This window comes from Pseudomonas sp. PDM05 (genome assembly GCF_014851685.1).
Lineage (GTDB): Bacteria > Pseudomonadota > Gammaproteobacteria > Pseudomonadales > Pseudomonadaceae > Aquipseudomonas.
Genome location: NZ_JACVAC010000004.1, coordinates 193,812 through 219,179, shown reverse-complemented (window position 1 = coordinate 219,179; position 25,368 = coordinate 193,812). Strand labels below are relative to the sequence as shown.

Here is a 25,368-nt window from a genome sequence, read left to right as displayed (position 1 = left end):
CCATTTTAACGCCCTGGAACCTCCTTGATGGTTGATCACCTGATTGCATTTGCCACTGCCCATTATCTGCTCGTGGGTGCCTTCGTCATCCTGCTGGCGCTGCTGATCGCTCACGAGATGAGCCGTGGTGGCCGCAGCCTGAGCACATCGGAGCTGACCGCGCTGGTCAACAAGGATGAGGCCGTTGTCGTGGACATCCGCCCGGTCAAGGAATTTGCCGCCGGCCATATCGTCGGTGCCCTGAACATTCCACAGGACAAGCTGGTCGCGCGCATGGCCGAGCTGGAAAAGCACAAGGCCAAGACCATTATCCTGGTCGACGCCCAGGGCCAACACGCCGGCACCCACGCCCGCGAAATGCTCAAGGCCGGTTTCACCGCCGCCAAACTGTCCGGCGGTATCGGCAGCTGGAAAGCCGACAACCTTCCGCTGGTGAAGTGATATGAGCCAGGTTGTCGTATATTCCAGCGATTGGTGCCCTTACTGCATGCGGGCCAAGGCCTTGCTGGAGCAGAAGGGCGTTGCCTTCGAAGAGATCAAGGTCGACGGCAAGCCCCAGGTGCGTGCCGAGATGGCCCAGAAAGCGGGGCGCACGTCCGTGCCGCAGATCTGGATCGGCACCCGGCATATCGGTGGTTGCGACGACCTGTTTGCCCTGGAGCGCGCCGGCAAGCTTGATGCGCTGCTCGCCTAACCCCTAAAAGACCCCAAGATCACAAGGATCTGCGATGACTGACCAACAGAACACCGAAGCTGCGCAAGACCAAAGCCCACAGTTCTCGCTGCAGCGCATCTACGTGCGTGACCTGTCGTTCGAAGCGCCGAAAAGCCCGGCCATCTTCCGTCAGGAATGGACCCCAAGCGTCTCGCTGGACCTGAACACCCGTCAAAAAGCACTGGAAGGCGACTTCCACGAAGTCGTGCTGACCCTGTCGGTCACCGTCAAGAACGGCGAAGAAGTTGCCTTCATCGCTGAAGTGCAACAGGCCGGTATCTTCCTGATCCAGGGCCTGGACGAAGCCTCCATGAGCCACACCCTGGGCGCGTTCTGCCCGAACATCCTGTTCCCGTATGCCCGTGAGACCCTGGACAGCCTGGTCACCCGTGGCTCGTTCCCGGCGCTGATGCTGGCTCCGGTGAACTTCGATGCCCTGTACGCGCAAGAGCTGCAGCGCATGCAACAGGAAGGTTCTTCGACGGTTCAGTAATCCTGAACCTGACGCAGAACTAAATGTGGGAGCGGGCTTGCTCGCGAATGCGGTCCATCAGTCGATATTTTCAGTGACTGACACACCGCTTTCGCGAGCAAGCCCGCTCCCACATTTGTTATGCGGTGCTATCTAAAGCCCAGCTGGCGCCAGCCTTCGTAAACAGCGACGGCCACGGTGTTGGACAGGTTCAGGCTGCGGCACCCCTCGCGCATTGGCAGGCGCAAGCGATGCCCGTCAGGCAAGGCATCCAGCACCTCGGCCGGCAGGCCACGGCTTTCCGGGCCGAACAGGAAGGCGTCGCCTTCGGCAAAGCTGGCATCATGGAACGGCCGCGAGCTCTTGGTGGTGAACGCGAACAACCGTGGGTGGCCCAGGCTTTCCAGGCAGCTGGCCAGGTCGGCGTGGCGCTTGAGCGTGGCGTACTCGTGGTAGTCCAGCCCGGCACGGCGCAGGCGTTTATCGTCCATGTCGAAGCCCAGGGGCTCGATTAAATGCAGGTGGCAGCCGCTGTTGGCGCACAGCCTGATAACGTTGCCGGTATTCGGCGGAATTTCTGGTTGAAAAAGGATGACGTGAAACATGCACGGCTCCGAAGGTAAAGATGCGCTGCATTCTACCCCCGAAGACGACCCAAGGCCGAAGCTAATGCCAAGGGTCATGGGCTCTTTGGCGATTGTCGGCATGATGGTCGGGCTGATGATTGGCCGCCTGACCACGCCGGACCCGGTTGAACTGCAACAGGTCGAGACCGCCGCGGACGGTGTGGTGGTGTGGTTCAACAGCGAACCCAAGCTGCATGGCGAGCTGATCGATGGCACCGTGGCGCTGCTGTTCGACGCCAAGGGCAAGGCCGCCGGCGGGCAACTCAAGGTCAATGACAAGGATGTGAACTGGCGCGTGCGCAAGACCGATGGCGGCTTGCTGCTGAACCTGGTGGCGGCTCGGCCGTTGCGCGGGGAGTGGAAGGGCGAGAAGGCCGACGGCCGCTGGCGGTTGGAGATCCATCTCCAGGAGCAATAAAAGAGGGAGTTCCCGGCCTGCCTGTACCAGGGCTCCCAAAACGGGCTGAAGCCGCAACGACTTCGGTGTTAAAGAGGGAAGCCCCGGCCTGCCTGTACCGAGGTTCCCGAAACGGGGGCGGGGCGCGACGCGGTTCGCATCAAGCACCCCAGGGTGTAAAGAGGGGATTCTCGGCCTGCCTGTACCAAGGTCCCCGAAACCGGGTTGTACAGGGGTTATTGCAGGGTGCGTGCCAGAGTGGCCGAGTTGTGCCAAAAAATTACTACAGAAAGCGCAAAGCCCCGGAATACGGGGCTTTGGTGGTTTCTGGCTGTTGTTTTTTTCAGCGCGGCCAGGATTTGAAGCGCTAAACCTGTGCCCGATGCCGGTTCATGGTGCATTCAAGCGGTGCACATCCCCGAAGTTTATGGCGATCCAAATGTGGGAGCGGGCTTGCTCGCGAAAGCGGTGGCTCAGACAGAACATGTGTGCCTGTTACACCGTATTCGCGAGCAAGCCCGCTCCCACACAAGCCCGCTACCAAATTGGATTTTCAGTGGAGCTGAGAATCAGGCGTCATCGCCCTCATCATCATCTCCACCGTCAACCTTCATTCCCAATTCCTTGATCTTGCGTGTCAGGGTATTACGCCCCCAACCCAGCAACACCGCGGCATCGCGACGGCGACCGGCGGTGTGCTTCAAGGCGGTTTCGATCATGATGCGCTCGAACGCCGGCACGGCGCTGTCCAGCAGGTTCGACTGGCCGCGTGCCAGGGCCTGGTCGGCCCATTGGCGCAATGCCTGCTCCCAGTTGGTTACCGGCGCCGAGTCCTGCGGCAGGCTCAACAGCTCCGGCGGCAGGTCGCTGATGTGCACTTCGCGGCCGGACGCCATTACGGTGATCCAGCGGCAGGTGTTTTCCAGTTGGCGCACGTTGCCGGGCCACGGCAGGTTCTTCAGGTATTCCTCGGTCTCGCTTTTCAGCAGCTTCGGCTCGACGGCCAGTTCCTGGGCGGCGCGGCTGAGGAAGTGGCGGGCCAGGGTCGGGATGTCTTCGCGACGGTCCGACATGCGCGGGATGTGGATACGGATCACGTTGAGACGGTGGAACAGGTCTTCACGGAATTTGCCCGCATGCACCAGGGTTTCGAGGTTCTGGTGCGTCGCCGCGATGATGCGCACGTCGACCTTGACCGGCGTGTGCCCGCCCACGCGATAAAACTCGCCATCGGCCAGTACGCGCAGCAAGCGTGTCTGGGTGTCGGCCGGCATGTCGCCGATTTCATCGAGGAACAAGGTGCCGCCGTCGGCCTGTTCAAAACGCCCGCGGCGCAGGTTGGCTGCGCCGGTGAACGCGCCTTTTTCGTGGCCGAACAGCTCGGACTCCATCAGGTCCTTGGGAATTGCCGCCATGTTCAGCGCGATGAACGGCGAGGCCGCCCGTGGGCTGTGACGGTGCAGGGCGTGGGCCACCAACTCTTTACCAGTACCCGACTCACCGTTGATCAGCACGGTGATGTTGGAGTGGCTCAAGCGCCCGATGGCGCGAAACACTTCCTGCATCGCCGGCGCTTCGCCGATGATTTCCGGGGTGCGGGCCAGGGCGGGTGGGGCTTCCTGGCTTTGCTGTTCCTGGGCGTGCTGGTTGGCGCGCTTGACCAGCGCCACCGCCTCGTCCACGTCGAACGGTTTGGGCAGGTATTCAAAGGCGCCGCCCTGGTAGGACGCCACAGCGCTATCCAGGTCCGAGTGCGCGGTCATGATGATCACCGGCAGGCGCGGGTGTTGCTCACGGATGCGCGCCAGCAGGTCCAGGCCACTGGCGCCGGGCATGCGGATGTCGGAGATGATCACGTCGGGCTGCTGGCGTGCCAGGCGGCTCATCACGCCGTCGGCGCTGTCGAAGCTCTGGGTGGTCATGCCTTCCTGTTGCAAGGCTTTCTCGAGGACCCAGCGGATAGAACGGTCGTCATCGACGATCCAGACAGTTTCACTACGGCTCATGTCGATGGGGCTCCTTGTTCCAGAGGCAGAAAGATCGAGAACGTGGTGTGGCCAGGATGGCTCTCACATTCGATCAGACCCTGGTGCTGGCTGATGATGTTCTGGGTAATGGCCAGGCCCAGCCCGGTACCGTCCGGGCGGCCGCTGACCATGGGAAAGAAGATGGTTTCCTGGAGTTCCGCAGGAATGCCGGGGCCGTTGTCGATGATCTCGACCTTGGTCACCAGGCGATGGCGCACGTGGCCGATGGTGAACTGGCGCAGGGCGCGGGTGCGCAGGCTGATGCGGCCCAGGCGCAACTCGTTCTGGCTGCTGATGGCCTGCATGGCGTTGCGCACGATATTGAGCACGGCCTGGATCATCTGTTCGCGGTCGATCAATACGTCGGGAATGCTTGGGTCGTAGTCGCGCACCAAGGTGATGCAGCCCTGGCTTTCGGCCTCGACCAGCTGGCAAACGCGCTCCAGGACCTCGTGCACATTGGTCATCGCCAGGGAGGGCAGCTTGTTGGAGCCGAGCATGCGGTCCACCAGGTTACGCAAGCGGTCGGCTTCCTCGATGATGACGTTGGTGTAGTCCTTGAGGTTGTCGTCCGGCAGCTCGCGGGCGAGCAATTGCGCGGCGCCACGGATGCCACCCAGGGGGTTCTTGATCTCGTGGGCCAGGCCGCGCACCAGCATCTTGCTGGTCTCCTGCTTGGACAGTTGCGCTTCTTCCTTGGTGATACGCAGCAGGCGGTCGCGGGGGTGAACTTCGAGCAGCAGCAGGGTGGCGCCATTGCTGAGGATCGGGGTTACGGCGTAGTCGACGGTCAGCGTCTGGCCGGTGAGTGCGGTGAGCATCGCCTCGCGCTTGGTGAACGGGTGTGCCTGCTCCACCGCCTGGCGCAGCGAGCTCAAGGCTTCGGCCGACTCGGTGAACAATTCGCTGATGAACTGCCCATGGCTGCGCTGACCACTGATGGCCAGGAGCATCTCCGCCGCCGGGTTCATGTACTCAAGGCGCAGGTCGTCATTGAGCAGGATGGTCGCGGTGGTCAGGTTGTCGAGTAACAAACGGTGCAGTGCATCACTGATGGTCATCAGGACCTCTTTTGGAGCAAGGCGCGGGCTTGAGGCACACGCTGATACAAGGAAAATGCAAAAACCAAACCAAGGCTCCGAAAAGAAGCGTAAATGCCCTGGAATAGGGGTTTAAGGCGCGAATCTGTGGCGTTCTGCCAGCTTGCTCGGGTAGTTTCGAACCAAAATGGGCTGGCGGGTGTGAAGGGTGCAGTCAGTTGCACCAATATAGTGCGGTTTTGTGCCTGTTGTTCAGGAAGTGGTGGGCGGATCGCTTTCTGTGTGTGGTGAAAACGATCCTCGATAGCCGGTGGGTCAACGTTGCTCGGAAAGCGGCATGCCCGCGGTACCGGCGTAAAAGACCAGAAGTTCGACGGGGGTGTCGCCGGTGACTCCACGATGTTCGGTGCCCACCATCTCGGCGAGGGTTTGCCCTTGTCTCAATGTGCGAGTAACCCCGCTCTGGCGGGTTTCAACGGTCAATTCTCCGGAGACGATATAGGCGGCGTTAGGCATTGGGTGGGTGTGCCATGGCAATTGCGTGTGCGCAGGAATCCTGAGCCTTATCAGCGTGAGCTGCGGCGGCCCGGAGGGGTAGGCTTTGTAGGGCTCGCCGTCCCACGACTCGCTGCGCTCAAGCAGCACCTCCTTTTCGATCTGTACGGCGCCCTTTGGCTGGCTGTTGCAGCCCAGCAACGATAAGCCCGACGCTGCTGCAATCAAGAGCTTGAGAGTGTCCATGGTCCATCCTGTTCTGTAAGTGAACGGTCAGGCTATGGCGACTTATCCAAGTGAAGATGCAGGACGGTGCTTCAAATCAAGTAGGCCGCGTACACAATTGTCAGCACCCTTTTGTTCAGCGTATCTGAAGCGACGGAAGGCAAGGCTCGCGATGCCGTCCGGGCATCCACCAACCGAGTGCGCCGGGCGTGCAGATGCTCGGCCGCGATACCCCGGGCGACTGAATCCCGGGCAAAAAAAGACCTCCCGAAGGAGGTCTTTTTCATCACGCTACTTTAAGCAGCGCTACCGGATCAGCAGCTGTAGTACAGCTCGTATTCCAGTGGGTGTACGAAGGTACGAACCTTGATTTCTTCTTCGCTTTTCAGGGCGATGTAGGCATCGATAAAGTCGTCGCTGAACACGCCGCCTTTGGTCAGGAACGCACGGCCCTTGTCCAGCTCTTCCAGGGCTTCTTTCAGGCTGCCGCACACTTGTGGGATCTCTTTGGCCTCTTCAGGCGGCAGGTCGTACAAGTTTTTGTCGGCGGCGTCGCCAGGGTGGATCTTGTTCTGGATACCGTCCAGGCCAGCCATCAGCAGGGCTGCGAAAGCCAGGTATGGGTTGGCAGCCGGGTCCGGGAAGCGTGCTTCGATACGACGGCCGCGTGGGCTGTTGACGTAAGGAATACGGATCGAAGCGGAACGGTTGCGCGCCGAGTAGGCCAGCATTACCGGTGCTTCGAAGCCTGGAACCAGACGCTTGTAGGAGTTGGTCGCCGGGTTGGTGAAGCCGTTCAGGGCCTTACCGTGCTTGATGATACCGCCGATGAAGAACAGGGCAGTTTCCGACAGGCCGGCATAACCTTCGCCAGCGAAGGTGTTCTTGCCATCTTTAGCGATGGACATGTGAACGTGCATACCCGAACCGTTATCGCCGTACAGAGGCTTAGGCATGAAGGTCGCGGTGCGGCCGTATGCATCGGCAACGTTGTGGACAACGTATTTCAGGGTTTGAACTTCGTCAGCTTTCTTCACCAGGGTGTTGAACTTGACGCCGATTTCGTTCTGGCCGGCAGTTGCCACTTCGTGGTGGTGAACTTCAACGACTTGGCCCATTTCTTCCAGTGCGTTGCACATGGAGGTACGGATTTCGTGGTCGTGGTCGAACGGAGGAACCGGGAAGTAGCCGCCTTTGATACCTGGACGGTGGCCTTTGTTGCCGCCTTCGATGTCTTGGTCGGACATCCACGAGCCTTGCTCGGAGAAGATTTTGAACATGGAGCCGGAGATGTCGGACTTGAACTTCACTTCGTCGAAGATGAAGAACTCAGGCTCAGGACCGCAGAAGACGGTGTCACCGATACCGGTGGTCTTCAGGTATTCCTCGGCGCGGTGGGCGATGGCGCGCGGGTCGCGATCGTAGCCTTGCATGGTCGAAGGTTCGATGATGTCGCAGACCAGGATCAGGGTCGGCTCTTCGGTGAACGGGTCCAGTACGGCAGAGTCGTCGTCCGGCAGCAGGATCATGTCGGAGGCTTCGATGCCTTTCCAGCCAGCGATGGAGGAACCGTCGAACATCTTGCCAACTTCGAAGAAGTCGTCTTCCAGCGCGTCGCGAGCCGGCATGGTCACGTGGTGCTGAGTGCCTTTGGTGTCCGTGAAGCGCAGATCAATCCATTTAACGTCATGATCTTTGATGAGTTGAACCGACTTCGACATAGTGTCCTCCGGGTGGCTTCGGGCTGGGGTAGTGGAGTTAGCCCTTAGAATGTGGGTGATGCCGGCGCGGATAGTCCGCCATGGCAACCTGCCTCACAAGAGAGCAAATTGCATGCCAGTGCGCCAACATGGGTTTTCTGGTCCAAAAACGCCCCTATAAAGGTGCATTGCGACAAAAGCCCGAAAATGGCGCACCGCAATGTAGCGCTTGCACTGGAAAATGCACTGCTTTAGTGCGCTTGCAGTCCGATGCATATTAACTGGTTAAACCTTGAGCGATTTCCGCTATAATCCGCGCCCCCCTTTTTCAGCAGGCCCGGCGCGCGCTGTTTCCATGAAATTAATCGTTAAAGTCTTCCCCGAGATCACCATCAAAAGCCGACCGGTACGGACGCGTTTCATCCGTCAATTGGCCAAGAACATCCGTGCCGTGCTCCGTGACCTGGACCCGGCTGTGGTGGTGAACGGCGTGTGGGACAATCTCGAGCTGGAAACCCGCATTACCGACGCCAAAGCCTTGAAGGACATGACCGAGCGCCTGAGCTGCATGCCGGGCATCGCGCATTTCCTGCAGGTGGATGAGTACCCGCTGGGCGACTTCGACGACATCACCGAGAAGTGCAAGCAGCACTACGGCAGCGAGCTTGAAGGCAAGATCTTTTCGGTGCGTTGCAAGCGCGCTGGCAAGCACACCTTCAGCTCCATGGATGTCGAGAAATACGTCGGCAGCAAGCTGCGTCGCGAGTGCGGCGCCGCCGGAATTTCCCTGAAAGCGCCGCAAATTGAAGTGCGCATGGAAATTCGCGACCAACGGTTGTTTGTCATCCACAGCCAGCACAACAGCATCGGTGGTTACCCGCTGGGCGCCCTGGAACAGACCCTGGTCCTGATGTCCGGCGGCTTCGATTCCACGGTTGCCGCCTACCAGATCATGCGCCGCGGCCTTATGAGCCATTTCTGCTTCTTTAACCTGGGCGGGCGTGCACACGAATTGGGCGTGATGGAAGTTGCGCACTTTATCTGGAAGAAGTACGGCAGCTCCCAACGCGTGCTATTTGTAAGCGTACCGTTCGAAGAAGTGCTGGGCGAAATTCTCGGCAAAGTCGATAACAGTCATATGGGCGTGGTATTGAAGCGTATGATGTTGCGCGCTGCGTCCCGGATCGCCGATCAGTTGCAGATCGACGCCCTGGTGACGGGTGAAGCAATCTCCCAGGTGTCCAGCCAAACGCTGCCGAACCTGTCGCTGATCGATTGCGTCACCGAAAAGCTGGTCTTGCGCCCGCTGATCGCCAGTCACAAGCAGGACATCATCGACCTGGCCGAAGAAATCGGCACGGCGGATTTTGCCAAGCACATGCCTGAATATTGCGGGGTCATCTCGGTGAACCCCAAGACCCACGCCAAGCGCAACCGCGTGGAGTACGAAGAACAACAGTTCGACATGGCGGTTCTGGAGCGTGCGCTCGAGAACGCCAAGCTGGTCCCTATCGATCGTGTCATCGACGAACTGGGCCAGGACGTGAAGATCGAAGAAGTCAGCGAAGCCCTGGCCGGCCAGATCGTCATCGACATCCGTCACCCGGATGCCGCTGAAGATGAGCCGCTGGAGATTCCTGGCATCGACGTACAAACGCTGCCGTTTTATGCATTGAACGCGCGTTTCAAGGAACTGGATAACAGCCGTCAGTACCTGCTGTATTGCGACAAAGGCGTGATGAGTCGCCTGCATGCCCACCATTTGCTCAGTGAGGGGCATGCCAATGTGCGCGTTTATCGACCGAGCTAAGAGCCCGGGGCTGTTTGCCTGTGGCCTGCGTCACCGGCCCCCCGACTCTGCCGTCAAGCTGTAACGGCAAGGCCTGACTCTACTGTTAATCGCTGCCACGACCTGTCAGCACACCGAATCCTCTGATCGAGATACACAAGTGATCGAAAATCTACGTAACATCGCCATCATTGCTCACGTTGACCATGGTAAAACCACCCTGGTAGACAAACTCCTGCGTCAGTCCGGCACCCTGGAGCGCAACGAGCTCAATGACGAGCGCGTGATGGACTCCAACGACCAGGAAAAAGAGCGCGGTATTACCATCCTGGCGAAAAACACCGCCATCAACTGGAACGGCTACCACATCAACATCGTGGATACCCCGGGCCACGCCGACTTCGGCGGCGAAGTTGAACGCGTAATGTCGATGGTTGACTCCGTTCTGCTGCTGGTTGATGCCCAGGACGGCCCTATGCCGCAAACCCGTTTCGTGACCAAGAAGGCGTTCGAAGCCGGCCTGCGTCCGATCGTGTGCATCAACAAGGTTGACCGTCCAGGCGCGCGTCCGGACTGGGTTCTGGACCAGATCTTCGACCTGTTCGACAACCTGGGTGCCACCGAAGAACAGCTGGACTTCAAAGTCGTCTACGCCTCGGCCCTGAACGGCATTGCCGGTCTGGACCACAACGACATGGCTGAAGACATGACCCCGCTGTACCAGTCGATCGTCGACAACGTACCGGCGCCAAAAGTTGACCGTGACGGCCCGTTCCAGATGCAAATCTCGGCACTGGACTACAACAGCTTCCTGGGTGTTATCGGCGTTGGCCGTATCGCTCGTGGTAGCGTCAAGCCGAACACCCCGGTTGTTGCTATCGGCGCTGACGGCAAGAAGCGTAATGGTCGTATCCTGAAGCTGATGGGTCACCACGGTCTGCACCGTATCGACGTTGAAGAAGCTTTCGCAGGCGACATCGTATGCGTGAGCGGTATGGACTCCCTGTTCATCTCCGACACCCTGTGCCAGCCGGACAACGTCGAGGCGATGAAGCCTCTGACCGTTGACGAGCCAACCGTTTCCATGACCTTCCAGGTAAACGACTCGCCTTTCTGCGGTAAAGAAGGCAAGTTCGTGACTTCCCGTAACATCAAGGAACGTCTGGACAAAGAGCTGCTGTACAACGTTGCACTGCGCGTTGAAGAAGGCGACTCGGCTGACAAGTTCAAGGTTTCCGGCCGTGGTGAGCTGCACCTCTCGGTACTGATCGAAACCATGCGTCGCGAAGGCTTCGAAATGGGCGTTGGTCGTCCGGAAGTGATCATCCGTCAGGTTGACGGCGTGAAGCAGGAACCGTTCGAAAACGTCACCATCGACACCCCGGAAGAATCCCAGGGCAAGGTGATGGAAGAGATGGGTCTGCGTAAAGGCGACCTGACCAACATGGTGCCGGATGGCAAAGGCCGTGTGCGTCTGGAATACAACATCCCTGCTCGTGGTCTGATCGGTTTCCGTAACCAGTTCCTGACCCTGACCAACGGTGCTGGCATCCTGACCTCGATCTTTGATCGCTACGACACCATGAAGTCCGGCGACATGTCCGGCCGTCAGAACGGTGTTCTGGTATCGGTTGAAACCGGCAAGGCGCTGACCTACTCCCTGGAAACCCTCCAGGCACGTGGCAAGCTGTTCGTTGAACACGGTCAAGAGATCTACAACGGTCAGATCGTTGGTCTGAACAGCCGTGACAACGACATGGGCGTCAACCCAACCAAAGGCAAGAAGCTCGACAACATGCGTGCTTCGGGCAAAGACGAAACCATCGCTCTGGTTCCACCTGTTCGCTTCACCCTGGAACAGGCCCTGGAATTCATCCAGGACGACGAGCTGTGCGAAGTCACGCCTAAGTCGATCCGCCTGCGTAAGAAGATCCTGGACGAAGGCGAGCGTACCCGCGCTGCCAAGAAAGCCAAGAACTGAGTTAACTCAGGCTGAATGAAAAACGCCCCCGGTCGAAAGGCCGGGGGCGTTTTTTTGTGCCTGCAGTTTTTGTGTTGTCTCTACCGGCCCCATCGCAGGCAAGCCAGCTCCCACACTTGATCGGGTTCACACGGTCAAAATGTGGGAGCTGGCTTGCCTGCGATGAGGCCCTAAAGGGCACTACAAAATATGGATCAGAACTTATCGAGCGTCTTGAACTTGGTCTCGCGCACCACTTCCTTGGGCTTGTACGCGCAATACCCCGGCCGCGGCCCGATCTTGGGGTGGTTGCGGCAAGTATCCGGGCGCTTGTCATAAATAGTGCAGAAGCGCGTCTTACGATCCAGGAACAGGCAGTCGTTGTTGCTCATGCGCTGCAGGGTAAAAATCTCGGACTTGGAATTGAAGCGCTCGACGATGCCTTCCTTCTGCAAGCGCTTGGCGATGTTCTTCGCCGGGTCGCCCAGCTCGAACTCATCGACCAGACCAATGCGGATCAGGTCCTTGACCTTCACTTCGACCGGCAGCGTGCAGCAGCTGGACACGCAGCCACCGCACATGTGTGCGGAGTATTTCTGCCATGTTTCAAGACGGTCGAGTTCCGCGGCGGCGATCAGTTGAGGCTTCATCAGGGTTCCAAAAGGTGGGGCGGTATCCGGGCGCGCGATCATACCGGGATTGGTGGTTTTTTGAACAATATTTTGCCGGTTTCGGCCAGAAGGCGTGTCTGGGCCAAAGCAGGCACGGCCAATGCATCAAAAACCGCCAAAGGTAAATGCGTTAAAAAAGTGCCGAACCAGAGCGGTCACCGTCTGTCAGACCGTCTAGGCTCTAGCAACTCCTTCTATCTCGCCCGAGGTCGCATCTGATGTCTCAGGAACCACTTGCACGAGAAGCAGAGGTAGCCGCATTTCGCGATGCTGTCTTGACCAAACTCACCTACGCGGTGGGCAAGGACCCGGATCACGCCTTCGACCATGACTGGTTCGAAGCCATTGCCCTGGCCGCCCGCGACCAGATGGTCGACCACTGGATGGACCACACGCGGCGCATTTACCGCAAAGGTCAGAAACGCGTGTATTACCTTTCCCTGGAGTTCCTCATCGGCCGTTTGCTCTACGACAGCCTGAGCAACCTCGGCGTGCTGGAGATTGCCCGCGAAGCCCTGGCCGAGTTGGGCGTGGACCTTGAGCGCATCCGCCTGCTGGAGCCCGACGCGGCGCTTGGCAACGGCGGCCTGGGCCGTCTGGCCGCGTGCTTCATGGAAAGCATGTCGACTCTCGGCATTGCCGGCCACGGTTATGGCATTCGTTATGAACATGGTTTGTTCCGCCAGGCGATTGTCGACGGCTGGCAGCAGGAGCAGACCGAGCGCTGGCTGGATTTTGGCAACCCGTGGGAGTTCGAGCGGGCTGAAGTGATTTACCCGATCGGCTTTGGCGGCAGCGTCGAAACCCTGGCGGACGCCTCCGGCAAGATGATTCAGGTGTGGTCGCCCAACGAAACCGTGCGGGCCGTGGCCTATGACACTCCGGTGGTCGGCTGGCGTGGCGCCAGCGTCAACACCCTGCGCCTGTGGCGCGCCCGTGCGGTGGAAGACCTGCACCTGGAGCGCTTCAACGCCGGTGATCACCTTGGCGCCGTCGCCGAGGTCGCCCGTGCCGAAAGCATCTCCCGGGTGCTTTACCCGGCCGACAGCACCGAAGCGGGGCAGGAACTGCGCCTGCGCCAGGAATACTTCTTCGTCGCCGCGTCCCTGCAAGACCTGTTGCGCCGCCACAAGAACATGCACGGCTCGGTGCTCAGCCTGGGCGAACACGCCGCGATCCAGCTCAACGACACCCACCCGTCCATCGCCGTGGCCGAGTTGATGCGCCAACTGGTCGACCTGCATGACATTCCGTGGGACGCCGCGTGGGATGTGACGGTTGAAACCCTTTCCTACACCAACCACACCCTGCTGCCCGAGGCACTGGAAACCTGGCCTGTGGGTTTGATGGAACGCATGCTGCCCCGGCACATGCAGATCATCTACCTGATCAACGCCCAGCACATCGATTCGCTGCGCGCCAAGGGCATCCACGACTTCGACGTACTGCGCGCCGTATCGCTGATCGAAGAAGACAACGGCCGCCGCGTGCGCATGGGTAACCTGGCGTTCCTCGGCTCCCATAGCGTCAACGGCGTGTCCGGTTTACATACCCAATTGATGCGCAGCACGGTGTTCTCCGAGCTGCACAAGCTCTACCCCGAACGCATCAACAACAAAACCAACGGCATCACCTTCCGCCGCTGGCTGTACCAGGCCAACCCCAAGCTCACCGAGATGCTGGTGGAGGCATTGGGCCCGGACATTCTCGACAACATGGAAACCCGCCTGGGCGAATTGGAAACCTTTGCCGAAAAGCAGACGTTCCGCAAAGCCTTCGCCGAGCAGCGCTTGCACAGTAAGCGGGCGCTGGCGCAAATCATCCACGAGCGCCTGGGCATTTCGGTCAACCCGGCGGCAATGTTCGACGTACAGGTCAAGCGCATCCACGAGTACAAGCGCCAACTGCTCAACCTGCTGCACACCGTGGCGCTGTACCAGGCGATCCGCGCCGAGCCGGGCACCGACTGGGTGCCGCGGGTGAAGATTTTCTCGGGCAAGGCGGCGGCCAGTTATCACCAGGCCAAGCTGATCATCAAGCTGACCAACGACATCGCCCGCACCGTCAACAACGACCCCACCGTGCGCGGGCTGCTCAAAGTGGTGTTCCTGCCCAACTACAACGTCAGCCTGGCCGAAAGCATCATTCCGGCGGCGGACTTGTCGGAGCAAATCTCCACCGCCGGCTTCGAGGCCTCGGGCACCAGCAACATGAAGTTCGGCCTCAACGGCGCGCTGACCATCGGCACCATGGACGGCGCCAACGTGGAAATGCACGAACGCGTCGGCGCCGAACACATGTTCATCTTCGGCCTCAGTGCGCAGCAGGTGGAAGCGCGCAAACGTGCCGGGGAGTTCAATGCCGGCCCCGATGTTGCCGCCTCCCATCGCCTCAACGATGTGCTGCAAGCGATCCGCGGCGGGGTGTTCTCGCCGGATGATCCGGGGCGTTATGTGGGCCTGATCGACGGGTTGATCGACTACGACCGTTTCCTGGTGTGTGCCGACTTCGATTCCTACTGGGACGCCCAGGCGCGGGTCGAAGCGCATTGGCACGATTCCAAGGCGTGGTGGCGCTCGGCGGTGCTCAATACGGCGCGGATGGGCTGGTTCAGTTCCGACCGAACCATCCGCGAATACGCCACCGAAATCTGGAAAGCGTTGGACTAGACGCCGCACTACGTTGTGGGAGCGGGCTTGTGTGGGAGCGGGCTTGCTCGCGAAGACGGCGTGTCAGGCAACTCATCTGATACTGACCCACCGCTTTCGCGAGCAAGCCCGCTCCCACACAAACCCGCTCCCACACAAGCCTTCTCCCACATTGCTCTCGCGTCGATATACTAGGCCCCGGTTTGCCTAGGGAATATCGACCATGCAATGGATTTTCATGCTGATTGGCCTCGCGCTCGGCTGGACACTCGACGAGTCGTTCAGTGACGCCGGCATCGGTGCGCTGCTGGGCTTGGGGCTTGGCCAGGCGATTCGCCTGTCGCAACTGTCGGCCCAGGCAGACAAGCAGGCGAGCCAGTTGGAAACCACGCAAAAGGCGCTGATTGCCCTGGGCGAACGCCTGCGGCTACTGGAAGTGCCCACGCCGCCGGTCGGCAGTGCCAGGGTCGAACCCGCCATTCCTGACCCCACCCCTGTCGCCAAGGCGCCCGACCTTGTCTGGGAGCTGCCGACCGAGTTGGCGCCTGTGCCGATGGTTGCCGAGGCCAGCCAGCCGCTGCCGGATGATGTCTGGGCACCAGCACCAGCACCAGCACCAGCGCCAGCGCCGATGCCGACACCAAGCCCGCAAGAACCGGCAACCCCGCGTGGCCCCAGCCTGATCGAGCGCGCCATCAGCGGTGCGCGCAATTGGCTGTTTGGCGGCAACACCGTGCTGCGCGTCGGCGTGGTGCTGTTGTTCCTTGGCCTGGCGTTCCTGCTGCGGTATGCCACCGAAGGCATGGTGGTGCCGATCGAGTTGCGCTACGCCGGTGTCGCCGCCGCTGCGGTCGGCCTGTTGGGCCTGGGTTGGTGGCTGCGCCTGCGCAACAGCCATTACGGCTTGATGCTGCAAGGCACCGGGATCGCGGTGTTGTACCTCACGGTGTTTGCGGCGATGCGCCTGCATCCGCTGATCGATCCCAGCGCGGCACTGGGCCTGCTGGTGGCGGTTACGGTGTTCTCGGCGATCCTGGCGATCACCCAGGACGCGCTGGGGTTGGCCTGTGCGGCCGCGCTCGGTGGTTTCGCCGCGCCGATCCTCACTTCCACGGGGGCTGGCAACCATGTGGCGCTGTTCAGTTACTTCGCGTTGCTTAACGCGGGCATCCTCGCGATTGCCTGGTTCAAGGCCTGGCGCCTGCTCAACCTGATCGGCTTCGTCGGCACCTTCGGCATCGGCTTCGCCTGGGGCCTGCGTTCCTACACGCCGGAACTGCTGTGGAGCACCGAGCCGTTCCTGATCCTGTTTTTCCTGATGTACCTGGCCATCGGCCTGTTGTTCACCCGGCGCAAATTGCTGGAGATGAGCGACGCGCCCGAGGACGACAGCCGTGGAGCGCTGCTGCGCTGGTCGGCGGCCAAGGGTGATTATGTCGACGGCAGCATGCTGTTCGGCCCGCCCCTGGTGGGCTTTGGCTTGCAGTTCGCGCTGGTGCAGCACCTGGAGTTCGCCGCTGCGTTCAGTGCGTTGGGCCTGGGCATTATCTACATGGGCCTGGCCCGTCTGCTCAGTGGTGGGCGCGCCTTGTTGCTGGCGGAAACCTGCCTGGCCCTGGGCGTGATCTTTGCCAGCCTGGCGATTCCCCTTGGGCTCGACGCGCGCTGGACTGCCGCGGCGTGGGCGGTGGAGGGCGCGGGGATTTTCTGGCTCGGGTTGCGTCAACAGCGGCCGTTGGCGCGGGCCTTCGGCCTGCTGCTGCAACTGGGCTCGGCAATGGCGTTCCTCAGCGAGTTGCGCATCGGCGAACACAGCCTGCTCGACGGCGCGCCATTGGGGGCGTTGCTGCTGGGCGCGGCGTTGCTGTTCAGCTTCGATCAACTGCGCAAGGCGCCGGCTGAACAGGCGGCGGATTGGGAGCGTAGAGGCCTGCCGGTACTGGCGAGCCTGGGCTTGAGCTTTGTGTACTTGCTGGCGCCGTTGCTGTTGCAGACCCAGGGCACTGCCATCAGTTGGGCGATTGCCGGGCTGGTGACGCTGTTTGTCGGCCTGCGCATCGGCTCGCGCACCTTCCTGTTCACCGCGTTTGCCGTGCAACTGCTCGGCGGCGCGTTGTTCCTGCTGCGCTTGCAGGGCGGCGAGGGCGCAGCCGTATTCAGTGCGGGTTGGAGTGGTTTGCTCACCGCTTCGCTGATCGGCCTGGCGCTGATCGGCGGCATGTTGCTGGCGGCGCGCGACGACATGGTGCGCGGTGACGTGCGCTTGTTGCGCGGGCTGTCGGTGGTGTTGCTGGCCGGGCTGGTGCTGATCAACCTTGCGGTGCTGTTCGTACTGCCATGGCAAAGCGCGAGTGGCGTGTGGGCGGCCAGTGGTCTGTTGATCATCTGGTTGAGCCTGTACCTGCAACAGCGCGTGAGTTTTGTGTTTGGCTTGCTGCTGCAACTGATCGGCGGCGGTTCGTTCCTGCTGTCGGTGCCGCAGCTGCTGGGGCCGTTGAGCGGCGAAGGCTTGCGCCTGCTGGGGCATAGCGGTTTCTGGACACCGATGGTCCTGGGCCTGGCCGCGCTGGTCGGCGCCTGGCGCTTGCAGCGCGAGCGGCATGTGCCGGTGTTTGCGGTGCTGAAACTGCAACGCCTGTCCGACGTGCTGTTGGTGTGGGGCGCCGCATGGTGGGCGCTGGCGTTGATCAGCGAGGTGCTGCGCTTTGTCCCGAACGCTTTGCAAGGCCCGTCCTTGCTCGGCATCGCCGCCGTAAGCGTGGCGCTCTGGGCGTTTGGCGCGCAGCGGTTGCGCTGGCCGTCGCTGGGCGTGCTCGGCACCTTGCTGATGCCGGCGGCGGGCGTGGTGTTGCTGGCGTCCCTGGATGCCTATTACCACCCGGCGGCGCAGTTTGGCTGGTTGGCGTGGTTGGCCGTTTTTGTCGTGCACTTCATTTCGCTGCGGCGCTTGGCTTCGACAGTGCCTGGCACGGTGTTGAGCGTGGCCCATGTGCTGGGCTGCTGGATGCTGATCGGCGTGCTCGCGCTGGAACTGCGTTACGGCCTGCTGTTGCTGTCGGATCAGTACAACGCCTGGCGCTGGCTCGGTTGGGCGATTCTGCCAAGCCTGTATCTGGTGCTGGCCGCTGCGCCGCGCAACTGGCCGTGGCCGGTGTCGGCGTACCCACGGGAATACCGCGTGCTCGCGGCGTTGCCATTGGCGGTGCTGATGCTCGGTTGGTTCTGGTTGGCGAACATCTTCAGCGACGGCACCGCCGAACCGTTGCCGTATGTGCCGCTGCTCAACCCGCTGGACCTGGGCCTGTTGTTCGCGTTGTTGGGCGTGTACCTGTGGACGCGCAGTGTCGCGCCGCAGCGTGGGCCGCGCGCAGAGTTGCTCGCCCAGGGTGTCGCGGGCCTGTCGCTGTTCGGGTTCTTTACCGCGTTGGTGATGCGCACCGCGCACCATTGGGGCGGCGTGCCGTTCCAGCTGGAGGCGTTGCTTGAATCGATGCTGGTGCAAGCCGGCCTGTCGATCGTGTGGACCCTGATCGCCCTTGGGCTGATGATCGGCGGCCACCTGCGCCATCGTCGCGAAGTGTGGTTGATCGGTGCGGCGCTGATTGCCGTGGTGGTGGCCAAGTTGTTCTTTGTCGAATTGAGTAACCGTGGCGGCCTGGCGCGGATCGTGTCGTTTATCGGCGTGGGCGGGTTGTTGCTGGTGGTGGGCTACTTTGCGCCGCTGCCGCCCAAGCGCGTTGAAACTGAAGGAGCATCGTCTTGATGGGCAAGCTGAGTCTGAGTGGGTTGGCGTTGTGGCTGTTGGGTTCGGCGGCCTGCGCCCAGGAAACGCCGGCCGATTTCTCGGTGCGGGTGCCATTGGCCGTGAGCGGCAACGGCCCGTGGTATCGGCTGGAGTTGCCGCTGGCCGTGCAGTTGAGTGCGCGCCAGGCAGACCTCAGTGACGTGCGTGTGTTCAACGCCGCCGGTGAGCCGCAGGCCTACGCGTTGTCGCGCCAATCCTCGCAGCGCAGCGAAAGCCGCACTGTCACCGAGGTGAAGTGGTTCCCGCTGTACGCCGCCGATACCCAGCAGGCGCTGCCCGGCGTGGTGATGAAATCCACCACCGAGGGCACGCTGCTGGAAATTCGCCCGTCCACCGCCAAGGGGCCGCAGGTGCTGCGCGGCTGGGTGCTCGACGCCAGCGCGATCAAGGCACCGTTGCAGCAACTGAGCCTGGATTGGAGTCGTGAGCACGACGGCTTCCAGCGCTTCAGCATCGAGGCCAGCGATGATTTGCAGCATTGGACGCCGTGGGGCGACGGGCAGGTTGCGCGCCTGTCGTTTGCCGACGAGCGGGTCGAGCAGCATGACGTAAACCTGCCGGGGCAATCGGCGCGCTACCTGCGCCTGGTGTGGCAAGGCCAGGCAGCGCCGTTGCTGACCTCGGCCAAGCTGGTCAGTGCCACCAGCAGCAGCCTGCCACTGCCGTTGGTATGGTCGCAGCCGTTGGCGGGCACGCGGCTCAGCGCCGGGGAATACAGCTGGCAGTTGCCGACCGGGCTGAATGTCGAGCGTTTGCGCATCGAACTGAAACAGCCCAATACCCTGGCGCCCGTCACCTTGTCGGGGCGTCGCGACAGCAAGCAGGCCTGGCAACCGTTGAGCAACGGGTTGCTCTACCGCCTGACCAGTAACGGCCAGGAGGTGGTGCAGGATGAGTTGCAGCTGCCGGGGCAGGCCGTCGCCGAACTCAAGTTGCAGGTAGACGAGCGCGGCGCAGGCCTGGGCGTCGATGCGCCGGCCCTGCACTTTGCCGTGCGCAGCACGCAGTTGGTGTTCCTGGCGCGGGGTGAGCCGCCGTTCACCCTGGCGCTGGGCAATGCTGCGGCGAAGGCGGCGAATTTGCCGTTGTCGACACTGATTCCTGATTACAGCGCCGAGCGCTTCAAGGCGTTGGGCCAGGCCACGGTCGCCGGGGACGCGGTGGTCAACACGCCTGTTGCCGCTGCCGCCGTCGAGAGCGGGCCCGACTGGAAAAAATTCGGGCTCTGGGCCGTGCTGCTGTTCGGCGTGGCGGCCCTGGGCGCCATGGCCTACAGTTTGCTGCGCAAGCCGCCGGTGGCACGTTAGATAAAGTCCATGAACTCTATTGGGTTTAAATCCTCTGATAGGAGGAAATACGCCCCGACTCGCGCTAAACTGCGCGGGTTTTTAGCCCCCCATTCTCCGGAGCCTTACATGTCCCGCGTTACCTTGAGTCGCTATTTGATCGAGCAGACCCGCAGCAACAACACGCCTGCCGATCTGCGCTTCCTTATCGAAGTGGTGGCGCGTGCTTGCAAGGAAATCAGCCACGCCGTGTCCAAAGGCGCACTGGGTGGTGTCCTGGGCAGCATGGGCACTGAAAACGTGCAGGGCGAAGTGCAGAAGAAACTCGACGTGATCTCCAACGAGATCCTGCTCGAAGCCAACGAATGGGGTGGTCACCTGGCCGGCATGGCGTCCGAAGAAATGGACAATGCCTACCAGATTCCGGGCAAATACCCGAAAGGTGCGTACCTGCTGGTATTCGACCCACTGGACGGTTCGTCCAACATCGACATCAACGCGCCGGTCGGCACCATCTTCTCGGTACTGCGTTGCCCGAACGAATACCTGAGCCAGAACGAGCCGCTGAACGAGAAGGCCTTCCTGCAACCCGGCACCCAGCAGGTTGCCGCCGGTTACGCGATCTACGGCCCACAGACCATGCTGGTGCTGACCCTGGGCGATGGCGTCAAGGGCTTCACCCTGGACCGCGAGATGGGCAGTTTCGTGCTGACCCACGAAGACATCACCATTCCTGCATCGACCCAGGAATTCGCGATCAACATGTCCAACCAGCGCCACTGGGAAGAGCCGGTGAACCGCTACGTGGGCGAGCTGATGGCTGGCGAAGAAGGCCCGCTGAAGAAAAACTTCAACATGCGCTGGGTTGCCGCGATGGTGGCCGACGTACACCGCATCCTGACCCGTGGTGGCCTGTTCATGTACCCACGCGACAGCCGCGAGCCATCCAAGCCAGGCAAACTGCGCCTGATGTACGAAGCCAACCCGATGTCCTTCCTGGTTGAGCAAGCAGGCGGCGCGTCCACCGACGGCCACCAGCGCATCCTCGACATCCAGCCTGAAGGTCTGCACCAGCGTGTGGCGGTGTTCCTGGGTTCGAAAGAAGAAGTCGAGCGTGTAACCGCCTACCACAAGAAGTAACCTTTGTAGTGAGCGGGCTTGCCCGCGCGGCGGTGTGTCAGGTTAGCTTGAGGCGCCTGGTGTACCGCAGCGCGGGCAAGCCCGCTCACTACAAGATTTTGTGTTGGCTAGAAAGCCCCGAAACGTTTCAGCGTTTTCGGGGTTTTTTTTGTTTTTGCCCATCGGGAACCAGACACCCCTTTTCCCTTCTAAGCTTCTGGCAGACCCCCATGCTGCTTCGTCCCTCCAGGAGTTTTTCCATGTCGTTACGCCGTCTCGCCTTGCTGACTTTTTGCGTGCTGTTGGCCGCTTGCAGCAAGGTCAACCAAGAAAATTACGCAAAGCTGTCGGCTGGCATGGCCAAGGCCGAGGTGGAGTCGCTGTTGGGTAAGCCGACCGATTGTTCCGGCGCACTGGGCATGTCCAGCTGCACCTGGGGCGATAAAACCAGCTTTATCAGCGTGCAATATGCCGGTGACAAGGTTCTGATGTTTTCCGGGCAAGGCCTGAAGTAAACCGGGGCGTGAGCCTGCGGGAGAAGAAGAATGATCCGTTTTGTTGTGTTCCTTTGTGCCAGCCTGTTTTTGGCCGGCTGCGCCAGCCATTCTGGCGATGATCTGCAACCCAAGACAGCGAACAACGTCAACCTCAAGCGTTACCAGGGCACCTGGTATGAGTTGGCGCGATTGCCGATGTACTTCCAGCGCAACTGCGCGCAGTCCGAGGCCCGCTACACCCTGCTGCCGGATGGCGACATGTCGGTGTTCAACCGCTGCCTGACGACCGAATGGAAGTGGGAAGAAGCCAAGGGCACGGCCACGCCGCAAGTGCCGGGCAAGACCGACAAGCTCTGGGTCGAATTCAATAACTGGTTCACATCGCTGCTGCCGGGCGTCGCCAAGGGCGATTACTGGGTACTGTATGTCAGCGATGACTACAAGACCGCAATCGTGGGCAGCCCGAGCCGGCGCTACATGTGGATCTTGTCGCGCTCGCCGACGGTCAGTGCCGACACCCGCGAGGACCTGCTGAGCAGGGCGCGCCAGCAGGGGTATGACACCACTCGGTTGATCTGGCGCACGTCGGACAAAGAGATGGCCAAGACCTCGCAATAACCCCGAGACCACCGTCGATCAAATTGTGGGAGCGGGCTTGCTCGCGAAAGCGGTGTATCAGACGCAGATATTTTGTCTGACCCACCGCTTTCGCGAGCAAGCCCGCTCCCACATTTTTTAACCGAGCAGGTCCTTCAGTACTTGGGTGAATGCGCGATTGCTGTCTTCTTCGTCAGCGTGCCGACCCTCCCGCACCACCCACTTCCCGTTCACCAGCACATCCCGCACCTGCCGATCCCCACCGGCAAACAACCAGCGATTGAGAATGCCATCTTCGCTCGCGGTCGCCAGGTACGGATCATTGCCGTCCAGCACCAGCCAATCCGCGCGCCTACCCACTTCCAAACGACCAATTGGCTGGCCCAGCGCCTGTGCGCCGCCGTCCAGTGCCGCATCAAACAGCGTGCGGCCCACCATCGGTTGATCGCTGCGATACAAACGGTTGCGCCGCTGATCCCGCAGGCGCTGGCCGTATTCCAGCCAACGCAATTCCTCCACCACGCTCAACGACACATGGCTATCGGAACCAATCCCCATGCGCCCGCCTTGCGCGAGAAAGTCTACCGCCGGGAAAATCCCGTCACCCAGGTTCGCCTCAGTGGTCAGGCACAGCCCGGCAATCGCACGGCTCTTGGCCATGCGCGCGACTTCATCCGCATCGGCATGAGTGGCATGCACCAGGCACCAGCGCTCATCCACTGCAACATTGTCGTACAGCCATTGCAGTGGGCGCTTGCCGCTCCAGGCCAGGCAGTCGTCGACTTCCTTCTGTTGTTCGGCGATGTGGATATGCACCGGGCAGGCTTTGTCGCTGGCGCTCAGCACTGCGCTGATTTGTGACGGGGTGACCGCGCGCAGCGAGTGGAAACACAGCCCCAACTGCTGCGCCGGTTGCGCGGCGAGGATGGGCTGCAGGCGCGCTTGCAGATCCAGATAGCTTTCAGTGCTGTTGATAAACCGTCGCTGGCCCTCATTCGGTGCCTGGCCGCCAAACCCGGAGTGGGTATAGAGCACCGGCAGCAACGTCAGGCCGATGCCGCTGCTGGCCGCCGCCTGGCTGATCTGACGTGACAGCTCGGTACGGTCGGCATACGGCTTGCCGTTGACGTCATGGTGCACGTAGTGGAATTCGGCCACCGAGGTGTAGCCGGCCTTGAGCATTTCGATATACAGCTGGCGCGCGATCACCTGCAATTGCTCTGGGCTGATCTTGCCGACCATGCGGTACATCAGCTCGCGCCAGGTCCAGAAACTGTCGTTCGGGTTGCCCGCCACTTCGGCCAGACCGGCCATCGCACGTTGGAAAGCGTGGGAGTGCAGGTTCGGCATGCCCGCCAAAACCGGGCCTCTCAGCCGTTCGGCGCCGTCTGCGTTGGCATTGGCCGCAACCTTTGTCAGCAGGCCATCGGCGCTGACTTCAAGACGTACATCATTGGCCCATCCATTAGGCAGCAGTGCGCGTTCGGCAAAGAAAGCGGACATGATCAGAGCACCCCGGTCGTGTGTTTATTTGTATATACATATACAGACGTTTGCCTGCTCGGTAAACTCCGGCAATCTATGCATCTTTTCCACCTGCAAGGATTCCCTGTGCCGACTCCGCCCGCCAACTCTTCGCTGGCTGCCCACATGGACGAAAGTCCGGCGCCCTTGTATGCCCGCGTCAAACAGATGATCAGCCAGCAGATCCTCAACGGCAATTGGCCGCCCCATTACCGCGTGCCGTCGGAGAGCGAACTGGTCAGCGAGCTGGGCTTCAGCCGCATGACCATCAACCGCGCCCTGCGGGAGCTCACCGCCGAAGGGTTGCTGGTGCGAATGCAAGGCGTCGGTACGTTCGTCGCCGAACCCAAGAGCCAGTCAGCGCTGTTTGAAGTGCACAACATTGCCGACGAGATCGCCTCCCGCGGTCACCGGCACACCTGCCAGGTCATCCACCTGGGCGAAGAGGCCGCCGGTTCCGAGCGCGCCGTCGCCCTGGAAATGCGCGAAGGCGGGCGGGTGTTCCACTCGTTGATCGTGCACTTCGAAAACGATATTCCGGTGCAAATCGAAGACCGTTTCGTCAATGCCCTGGTCGCGCCGGAATACTTGCAACAGGATTTCACCCAGCAAACCCCCTACGCCTATCTGAACCAGGTCGCACCGTTGACCGAAGGCGAGCACGTAGTCGAGGCGATTCTTGCCGACGCCGCCGAGTGCAAGTTGCTGCAAATCGAACCCGGCGAACCCTGCCTGTTGATTCGTCGCCGCACCTGGTCGGGCCGCCAGCCGGTGACCGCCGCCCGTTTGATCCACCCCGGCTCGCGCCACAGTCTCGAAGGACGTTTCAGCAAATGACTGCAGTCAAAGTCTGGCGCGCCGCCGATTACGTGCGCATGCCGTGGAAGAACGGCGGCGGCAGCACCGAAGAAATCACCCGTGATGCGGGCCAGGGCCTGGACGGTTTTGGCTGGCGCCTGTCGATTGCCGATATTGGCGAGTCGGGCGGTTTTTCCACCTTCGCCGGTTACCAGCGCGTGATTACCGTGATCCAGGGCGCTGGCATGGTGTTGACCGTCGATGGCGAGGAGCAGCGTGGCTTGTTGCCGCTGCAGGCGTTTGCGTTCAAGGGTGACAGCCAGGTGTCATGCCGCCTGATCACCGGGCCGATCCGCGATTTCAACCTGATCTATTCGCCACAGCGTTATCACGCGCGGTTGCAGTGGATCGACGGCGAGCAGCGGTTTTTCAGCACGGCGCAGACGGTGCTGGTGTTCAGTGTCGCTGATGAAGTGAAGGTGCTGGATCAGAAACTTGGCCATCACGATTGCCTGCAAATCGACGGTAACGCCGGCCTGCTGGACATCGCCGTCAGCGGCCGCAGCTGCATCATCGAACTGACCGCACGCGGTTAAAAGTGTGGGAGCTGGCTTGCCTGCGATAGCGGTGTATCAGTAGCAGATTTACTGACTGACACACCGCTATCGCAGGCAAGCCAGCTCCCACATGTGTTTCCCGCTGTTGATTCGATCTGTTTCCAACCGGCGCACCAACTTGTTACCGAACGCCCCAGCATGGCGCAAAGCCATGGGGACAAGACAACTATCCCCCGCCATAAAACTCCCCCGTAAGAAATTTCATCCAACGCGGAAGCCTTAATTTCCAAGGCTCGCACGCTCTTTCCATAAAATTCTCAACAGCTCCCTCAGCAAGTTGGCCGCTCGATTGCATATGCTTGTATGTACAAGTAAAGATGTGTGCGTAAGAGTCCGCTTCGCACCAATCAGGTATGCGCA

Annotated in this window: 21 protein-coding genes; 14 read left to right on the top strand and 7 right to left on the bottom strand. The window is 61.0% G+C overall.

Translation table 11 applies throughout. The annotated features are described in order from the left end of the window. Positions 1-27: 27 nt before the first annotated feature. Genes IB241_RS10910 through secB form a run of 3 tightly spaced genes read left to right on the top strand, consistent with a single transcriptional unit; the run spans position 28 to position 1,208 of the window. Positions 28-441: a rhodanese-like domain-containing protein gene (locus tag IB241_RS10910; RefSeq protein WP_192298403.1), complete on the top strand. Its 414-nt coding sequence runs from the start codon at positions 28-30 to the stop codon at positions 439-441. Position 442: 1 nt separating this feature from the next. Beyond that, positions 443-694 carry a glutaredoxin 3 gene (grxC, locus tag IB241_RS10905; protein WP_192298402.1) on the top strand — a complete coding sequence of 84 codons (252 nt, stop codon included), beginning with the start codon at positions 443-445 and terminating at the stop codon, positions 692-694. Between the two features lie 34 nt (positions 695-728). After that, entirely contained in the window at positions 729-1,208 is a 480-nt protein-coding gene (secB, locus tag IB241_RS10900) for a protein-export chaperone SecB (protein ID WP_192298401.1), read from the top strand. 128 nt (positions 1,209-1,336) lie between these two features. Here secB and IB241_RS10895 read toward each other — a convergent pair whose 3' ends face one another. Beyond that, positions 1,337-1,792, bottom strand: a complete 456-nt coding sequence (locus tag IB241_RS10895) for a tRNA (cytidine(34)-2'-O)-methyltransferase (protein ID WP_192298400.1) — start codon at positions 1,790-1,792, stop codon at positions 1,337-1,339. On the opposite strand from IB241_RS10895, the gene IB241_RS10890 reads away from it, so the two are divergent. Then, complete coding sequence (locus tag IB241_RS10890; protein ID WP_192298399.1) at positions 1,791-2,231, top strand: hypothetical protein; 441 nt, start codon at positions 1,791-1,793, stop codon at positions 2,229-2,231. The two genes, IB241_RS10895 and IB241_RS10890, sit on opposite strands and share 2 nt — an antisense overlap. 548 nt (positions 2,232-2,779) lie before the next feature. Here the strand turns inward: IB241_RS10890 and ntrC are convergent. From ntrC to glnA, 4 genes are all read right to left on the bottom strand, one after another. Further along, entirely contained in the window at positions 2,780-4,216 is a 1,437-nt protein-coding gene (ntrC, locus tag IB241_RS10885; protein ID WP_192298398.1) for a nitrogen regulation protein NR(I), read from the bottom strand. Continuing rightward, the gene (gene glnL / locus IB241_RS10880) at positions 4,213-5,298 is read right to left on the bottom strand and encodes a nitrogen regulation protein NR(II) (protein WP_010213871.1); all 1,086 of its coding nucleotides are present in this window, start codon (positions 5,296-5,298) and stop codon (positions 4,213-4,215) included. The genes ntrC and glnL overlap by 4 nt, the downstream gene beginning before the upstream one ends. A 294-nt stretch (positions 5,299-5,592) precedes the next feature. Beyond that, complete coding sequence (locus IB241_RS10875) at positions 5,593-6,018, bottom strand: cupin domain-containing protein (protein WP_192298397.1); 426 nt, start codon at positions 6,016-6,018, stop codon at positions 5,593-5,595. Positions 6,019-6,311: 293 nt separating this feature from the next. Continuing rightward, entirely contained in the window at positions 6,312-7,718 is a 1,407-nt protein-coding gene (gene glnA, locus IB241_RS10870) for a type I glutamate--ammonia ligase (RefSeq protein ID WP_192298396.1), read from the bottom strand. 334 nt (positions 7,719-8,052) lie between these two features. Between glnA and thiI the strand changes: the two genes are divergently transcribed. Then, positions 8,053-9,507, top strand: coding sequence for a tRNA uracil 4-sulfurtransferase ThiI (thiI, locus tag IB241_RS10865; RefSeq protein WP_192298395.1), 1,455 nt, complete (start codon positions 8,053-8,055; stop codon positions 9,505-9,507). 139 nt (positions 9,508-9,646) lie between these two features. Next, positions 9,647-11,467 carry a translational GTPase TypA gene (gene typA / locus IB241_RS10860; RefSeq protein WP_181080294.1) on the top strand — a complete coding sequence of 607 codons (1,821 nt, stop codon included), beginning with the start codon at positions 9,647-9,649 and terminating at the stop codon, positions 11,465-11,467. Between the two features lie 194 nt (positions 11,468-11,661). Here typA and IB241_RS10855 read toward each other — a convergent pair whose 3' ends face one another. After that, positions 11,662-12,096, bottom strand: coding sequence for a YkgJ family cysteine cluster protein (locus tag IB241_RS10855; protein WP_017734855.1), 435 nt, complete (start codon positions 12,094-12,096; stop codon positions 11,662-11,664). A gap of 239 nt (positions 12,097-12,335) precedes the next feature. On the opposite strand from IB241_RS10855, the gene IB241_RS10850 reads away from it, so the two are divergent. From IB241_RS10850 to IB241_RS10825, 6 genes are all read left to right on the top strand, one after another. After that, positions 12,336-14,786: a glycogen/starch/alpha-glucan phosphorylase gene (locus IB241_RS10850; protein ID WP_192298394.1), complete on the top strand. Its 2,451-nt coding sequence runs from the start codon at positions 12,336-12,338 to the stop codon at positions 14,784-14,786. A gap of 202 nt (positions 14,787-14,988) precedes the next feature. Next, positions 14,989-18,528 (top strand): DUF2339 domain-containing protein, encoded by a 3,540-nt coding sequence (locus IB241_RS10845; RefSeq protein WP_192298393.1) that lies wholly within the window; start codon positions 14,989-14,991, stop codon positions 18,526-18,528. Further along, entirely contained in the window at positions 18,528-19,877 is a 1,350-nt protein-coding gene (locus IB241_RS10840; protein WP_192298392.1) for a DUF3999 domain-containing protein, read from the top strand. Before IB241_RS10845 ends, IB241_RS10840 begins: the two co-directional genes overlap by 1 nt. A gap of 108 nt (positions 19,878-19,985) precedes the next feature. Continuing rightward, positions 19,986-20,996 carry a class 1 fructose-bisphosphatase gene (locus IB241_RS10835; protein WP_192298391.1) on the top strand — a complete coding sequence of 337 codons (1,011 nt, stop codon included), beginning with the start codon at positions 19,986-19,988 and terminating at the stop codon, positions 20,994-20,996. 239 nt (positions 20,997-21,235) lie between these two features. Continuing rightward, positions 21,236-21,490 (top strand): hypothetical protein, encoded by a 255-nt coding sequence (locus IB241_RS10830; protein ID WP_017734861.1) that lies wholly within the window; start codon positions 21,236-21,238, stop codon positions 21,488-21,490. A 30-nt stretch (positions 21,491-21,520) separates the two neighbouring features. Continuing rightward, positions 21,521-22,090 (top strand): lipocalin family protein, encoded by a 570-nt coding sequence (locus IB241_RS10825; protein WP_192298390.1) that lies wholly within the window; start codon positions 21,521-21,523, stop codon positions 22,088-22,090. Positions 22,091-22,207: 117 nt separating this feature from the next. Here IB241_RS10825 and IB241_RS10820 read toward each other — a convergent pair whose 3' ends face one another. Then, positions 22,208-23,572, bottom strand: coding sequence for a formimidoylglutamate deiminase (locus IB241_RS10820; protein WP_192298389.1), 1,365 nt, complete (start codon positions 23,570-23,572; stop codon positions 22,208-22,210). 147 nt (positions 23,573-23,719) lie between these two features. Between IB241_RS10820 and hutC the strand changes: the two genes are divergently transcribed. Beyond that, positions 23,720-24,430: a histidine utilization repressor gene (gene hutC, locus IB241_RS10815; RefSeq protein WP_225595445.1), complete on the top strand. Its 711-nt coding sequence runs from the start codon at positions 23,720-23,722 to the stop codon at positions 24,428-24,430. Then, positions 24,427-24,987, top strand: a complete 561-nt coding sequence (locus IB241_RS10810) for a HutD family protein (protein ID WP_192298387.1) — start codon at positions 24,427-24,429, stop codon at positions 24,985-24,987. The genes hutC and IB241_RS10810 overlap by 4 nt, the downstream gene beginning before the upstream one ends. Positions 24,988-25,368: the final 381 nt, after the last annotated feature.

Bases quoted from the DNA above. Each gene is read 5' to 3' on its own strand.
- IB241_RS10910 (WP_192298403.1), top strand. From the start codon at position 28: ATGGTTGATCACCTGATTGCATTTGCCACTGCCCATTATCTGCTCGTG.
- grxC (WP_192298402.1), top strand. From the start codon at position 443: ATGAGCCAGGTTGTCGTATATTCCAGCGATTGGTGCCCTTACTGCATG.
- secB (WP_192298401.1), top strand. From the start codon at position 729: ATGACTGACCAACAGAACACCGAAGCTGCGCAAGACCAAAGCCCACAG.
- IB241_RS10890 (WP_192298399.1), top strand. From the start codon at position 1,791: ATGCACGGCTCCGAAGGTAAAGATGCGCTGCATTCTACCCCCGAAGAC.
- IB241_RS10895 (WP_192298400.1), bottom strand. From the start codon at position 1,792: ATGTTTCACGTCATCCTTTTTCAACCAGAAATTCCGCCGAATACCGGC.
- ntrC (WP_192298398.1), bottom strand. From the start codon at position 4,216: ATGAGCCGTAGTGAAACTGTCTGGATCGTCGATGACGACCGTTCTATC.
- glnL (WP_010213871.1), bottom strand. From the start codon at position 5,298: ATGACCATCAGTGATGCACTGCACCGTTTGTTACTCGACAACCTGACC.
- IB241_RS10875 (WP_192298397.1), bottom strand. From the start codon at position 6,018: ATGGACACTCTCAAGCTCTTGATTGCAGCAGCGTCGGGCTTATCGTTG.
- glnA (WP_192298396.1), bottom strand. From the start codon at position 7,718: ATGTCGAAGTCGGTTCAACTCATCAAAGATCATGACGTTAAATGGATT.
- thiI (WP_192298395.1), top strand. From the start codon at position 8,053: ATGAAATTAATCGTTAAAGTCTTCCCCGAGATCACCATCAAAAGCCGA.
- IB241_RS10855 (WP_017734855.1), bottom strand. From the start codon at position 12,096: ATGAAGCCTCAACTGATCGCCGCCGCGGAACTCGACCGTCTTGAAACA.
- IB241_RS10850 (WP_192298394.1), top strand. From the start codon at position 12,336: ATGTCTCAGGAACCACTTGCACGAGAAGCAGAGGTAGCCGCATTTCGC.
- IB241_RS10845 (WP_192298393.1), top strand. From the start codon at position 14,989: ATGCAATGGATTTTCATGCTGATTGGCCTCGCGCTCGGCTGGACACTC.
- IB241_RS10840 (WP_192298392.1), top strand. From the start codon at position 18,528: ATGGGCAAGCTGAGTCTGAGTGGGTTGGCGTTGTGGCTGTTGGGTTCG.
- IB241_RS10835 (WP_192298391.1), top strand. From the start codon at position 19,986: ATGTCCCGCGTTACCTTGAGTCGCTATTTGATCGAGCAGACCCGCAGC.
- IB241_RS10830 (WP_017734861.1), top strand. From the start codon at position 21,236: ATGTCGTTACGCCGTCTCGCCTTGCTGACTTTTTGCGTGCTGTTGGCC.
- IB241_RS10825 (WP_192298390.1), top strand. From the start codon at position 21,521: ATGATCCGTTTTGTTGTGTTCCTTTGTGCCAGCCTGTTTTTGGCCGGC.
- IB241_RS10820 (WP_192298389.1), bottom strand. From the start codon at position 23,572: ATGTCCGCTTTCTTTGCCGAACGCGCACTGCTGCCTAATGGATGGGCC.
- hutC (WP_225595445.1), top strand. From the start codon at position 23,720: ATGGACGAAAGTCCGGCGCCCTTGTATGCCCGCGTCAAACAGATGATC.
- IB241_RS10810 (WP_192298387.1), top strand. From the start codon at position 24,427: ATGACTGCAGTCAAAGTCTGGCGCGCCGCCGATTACGTGCGCATGCCG.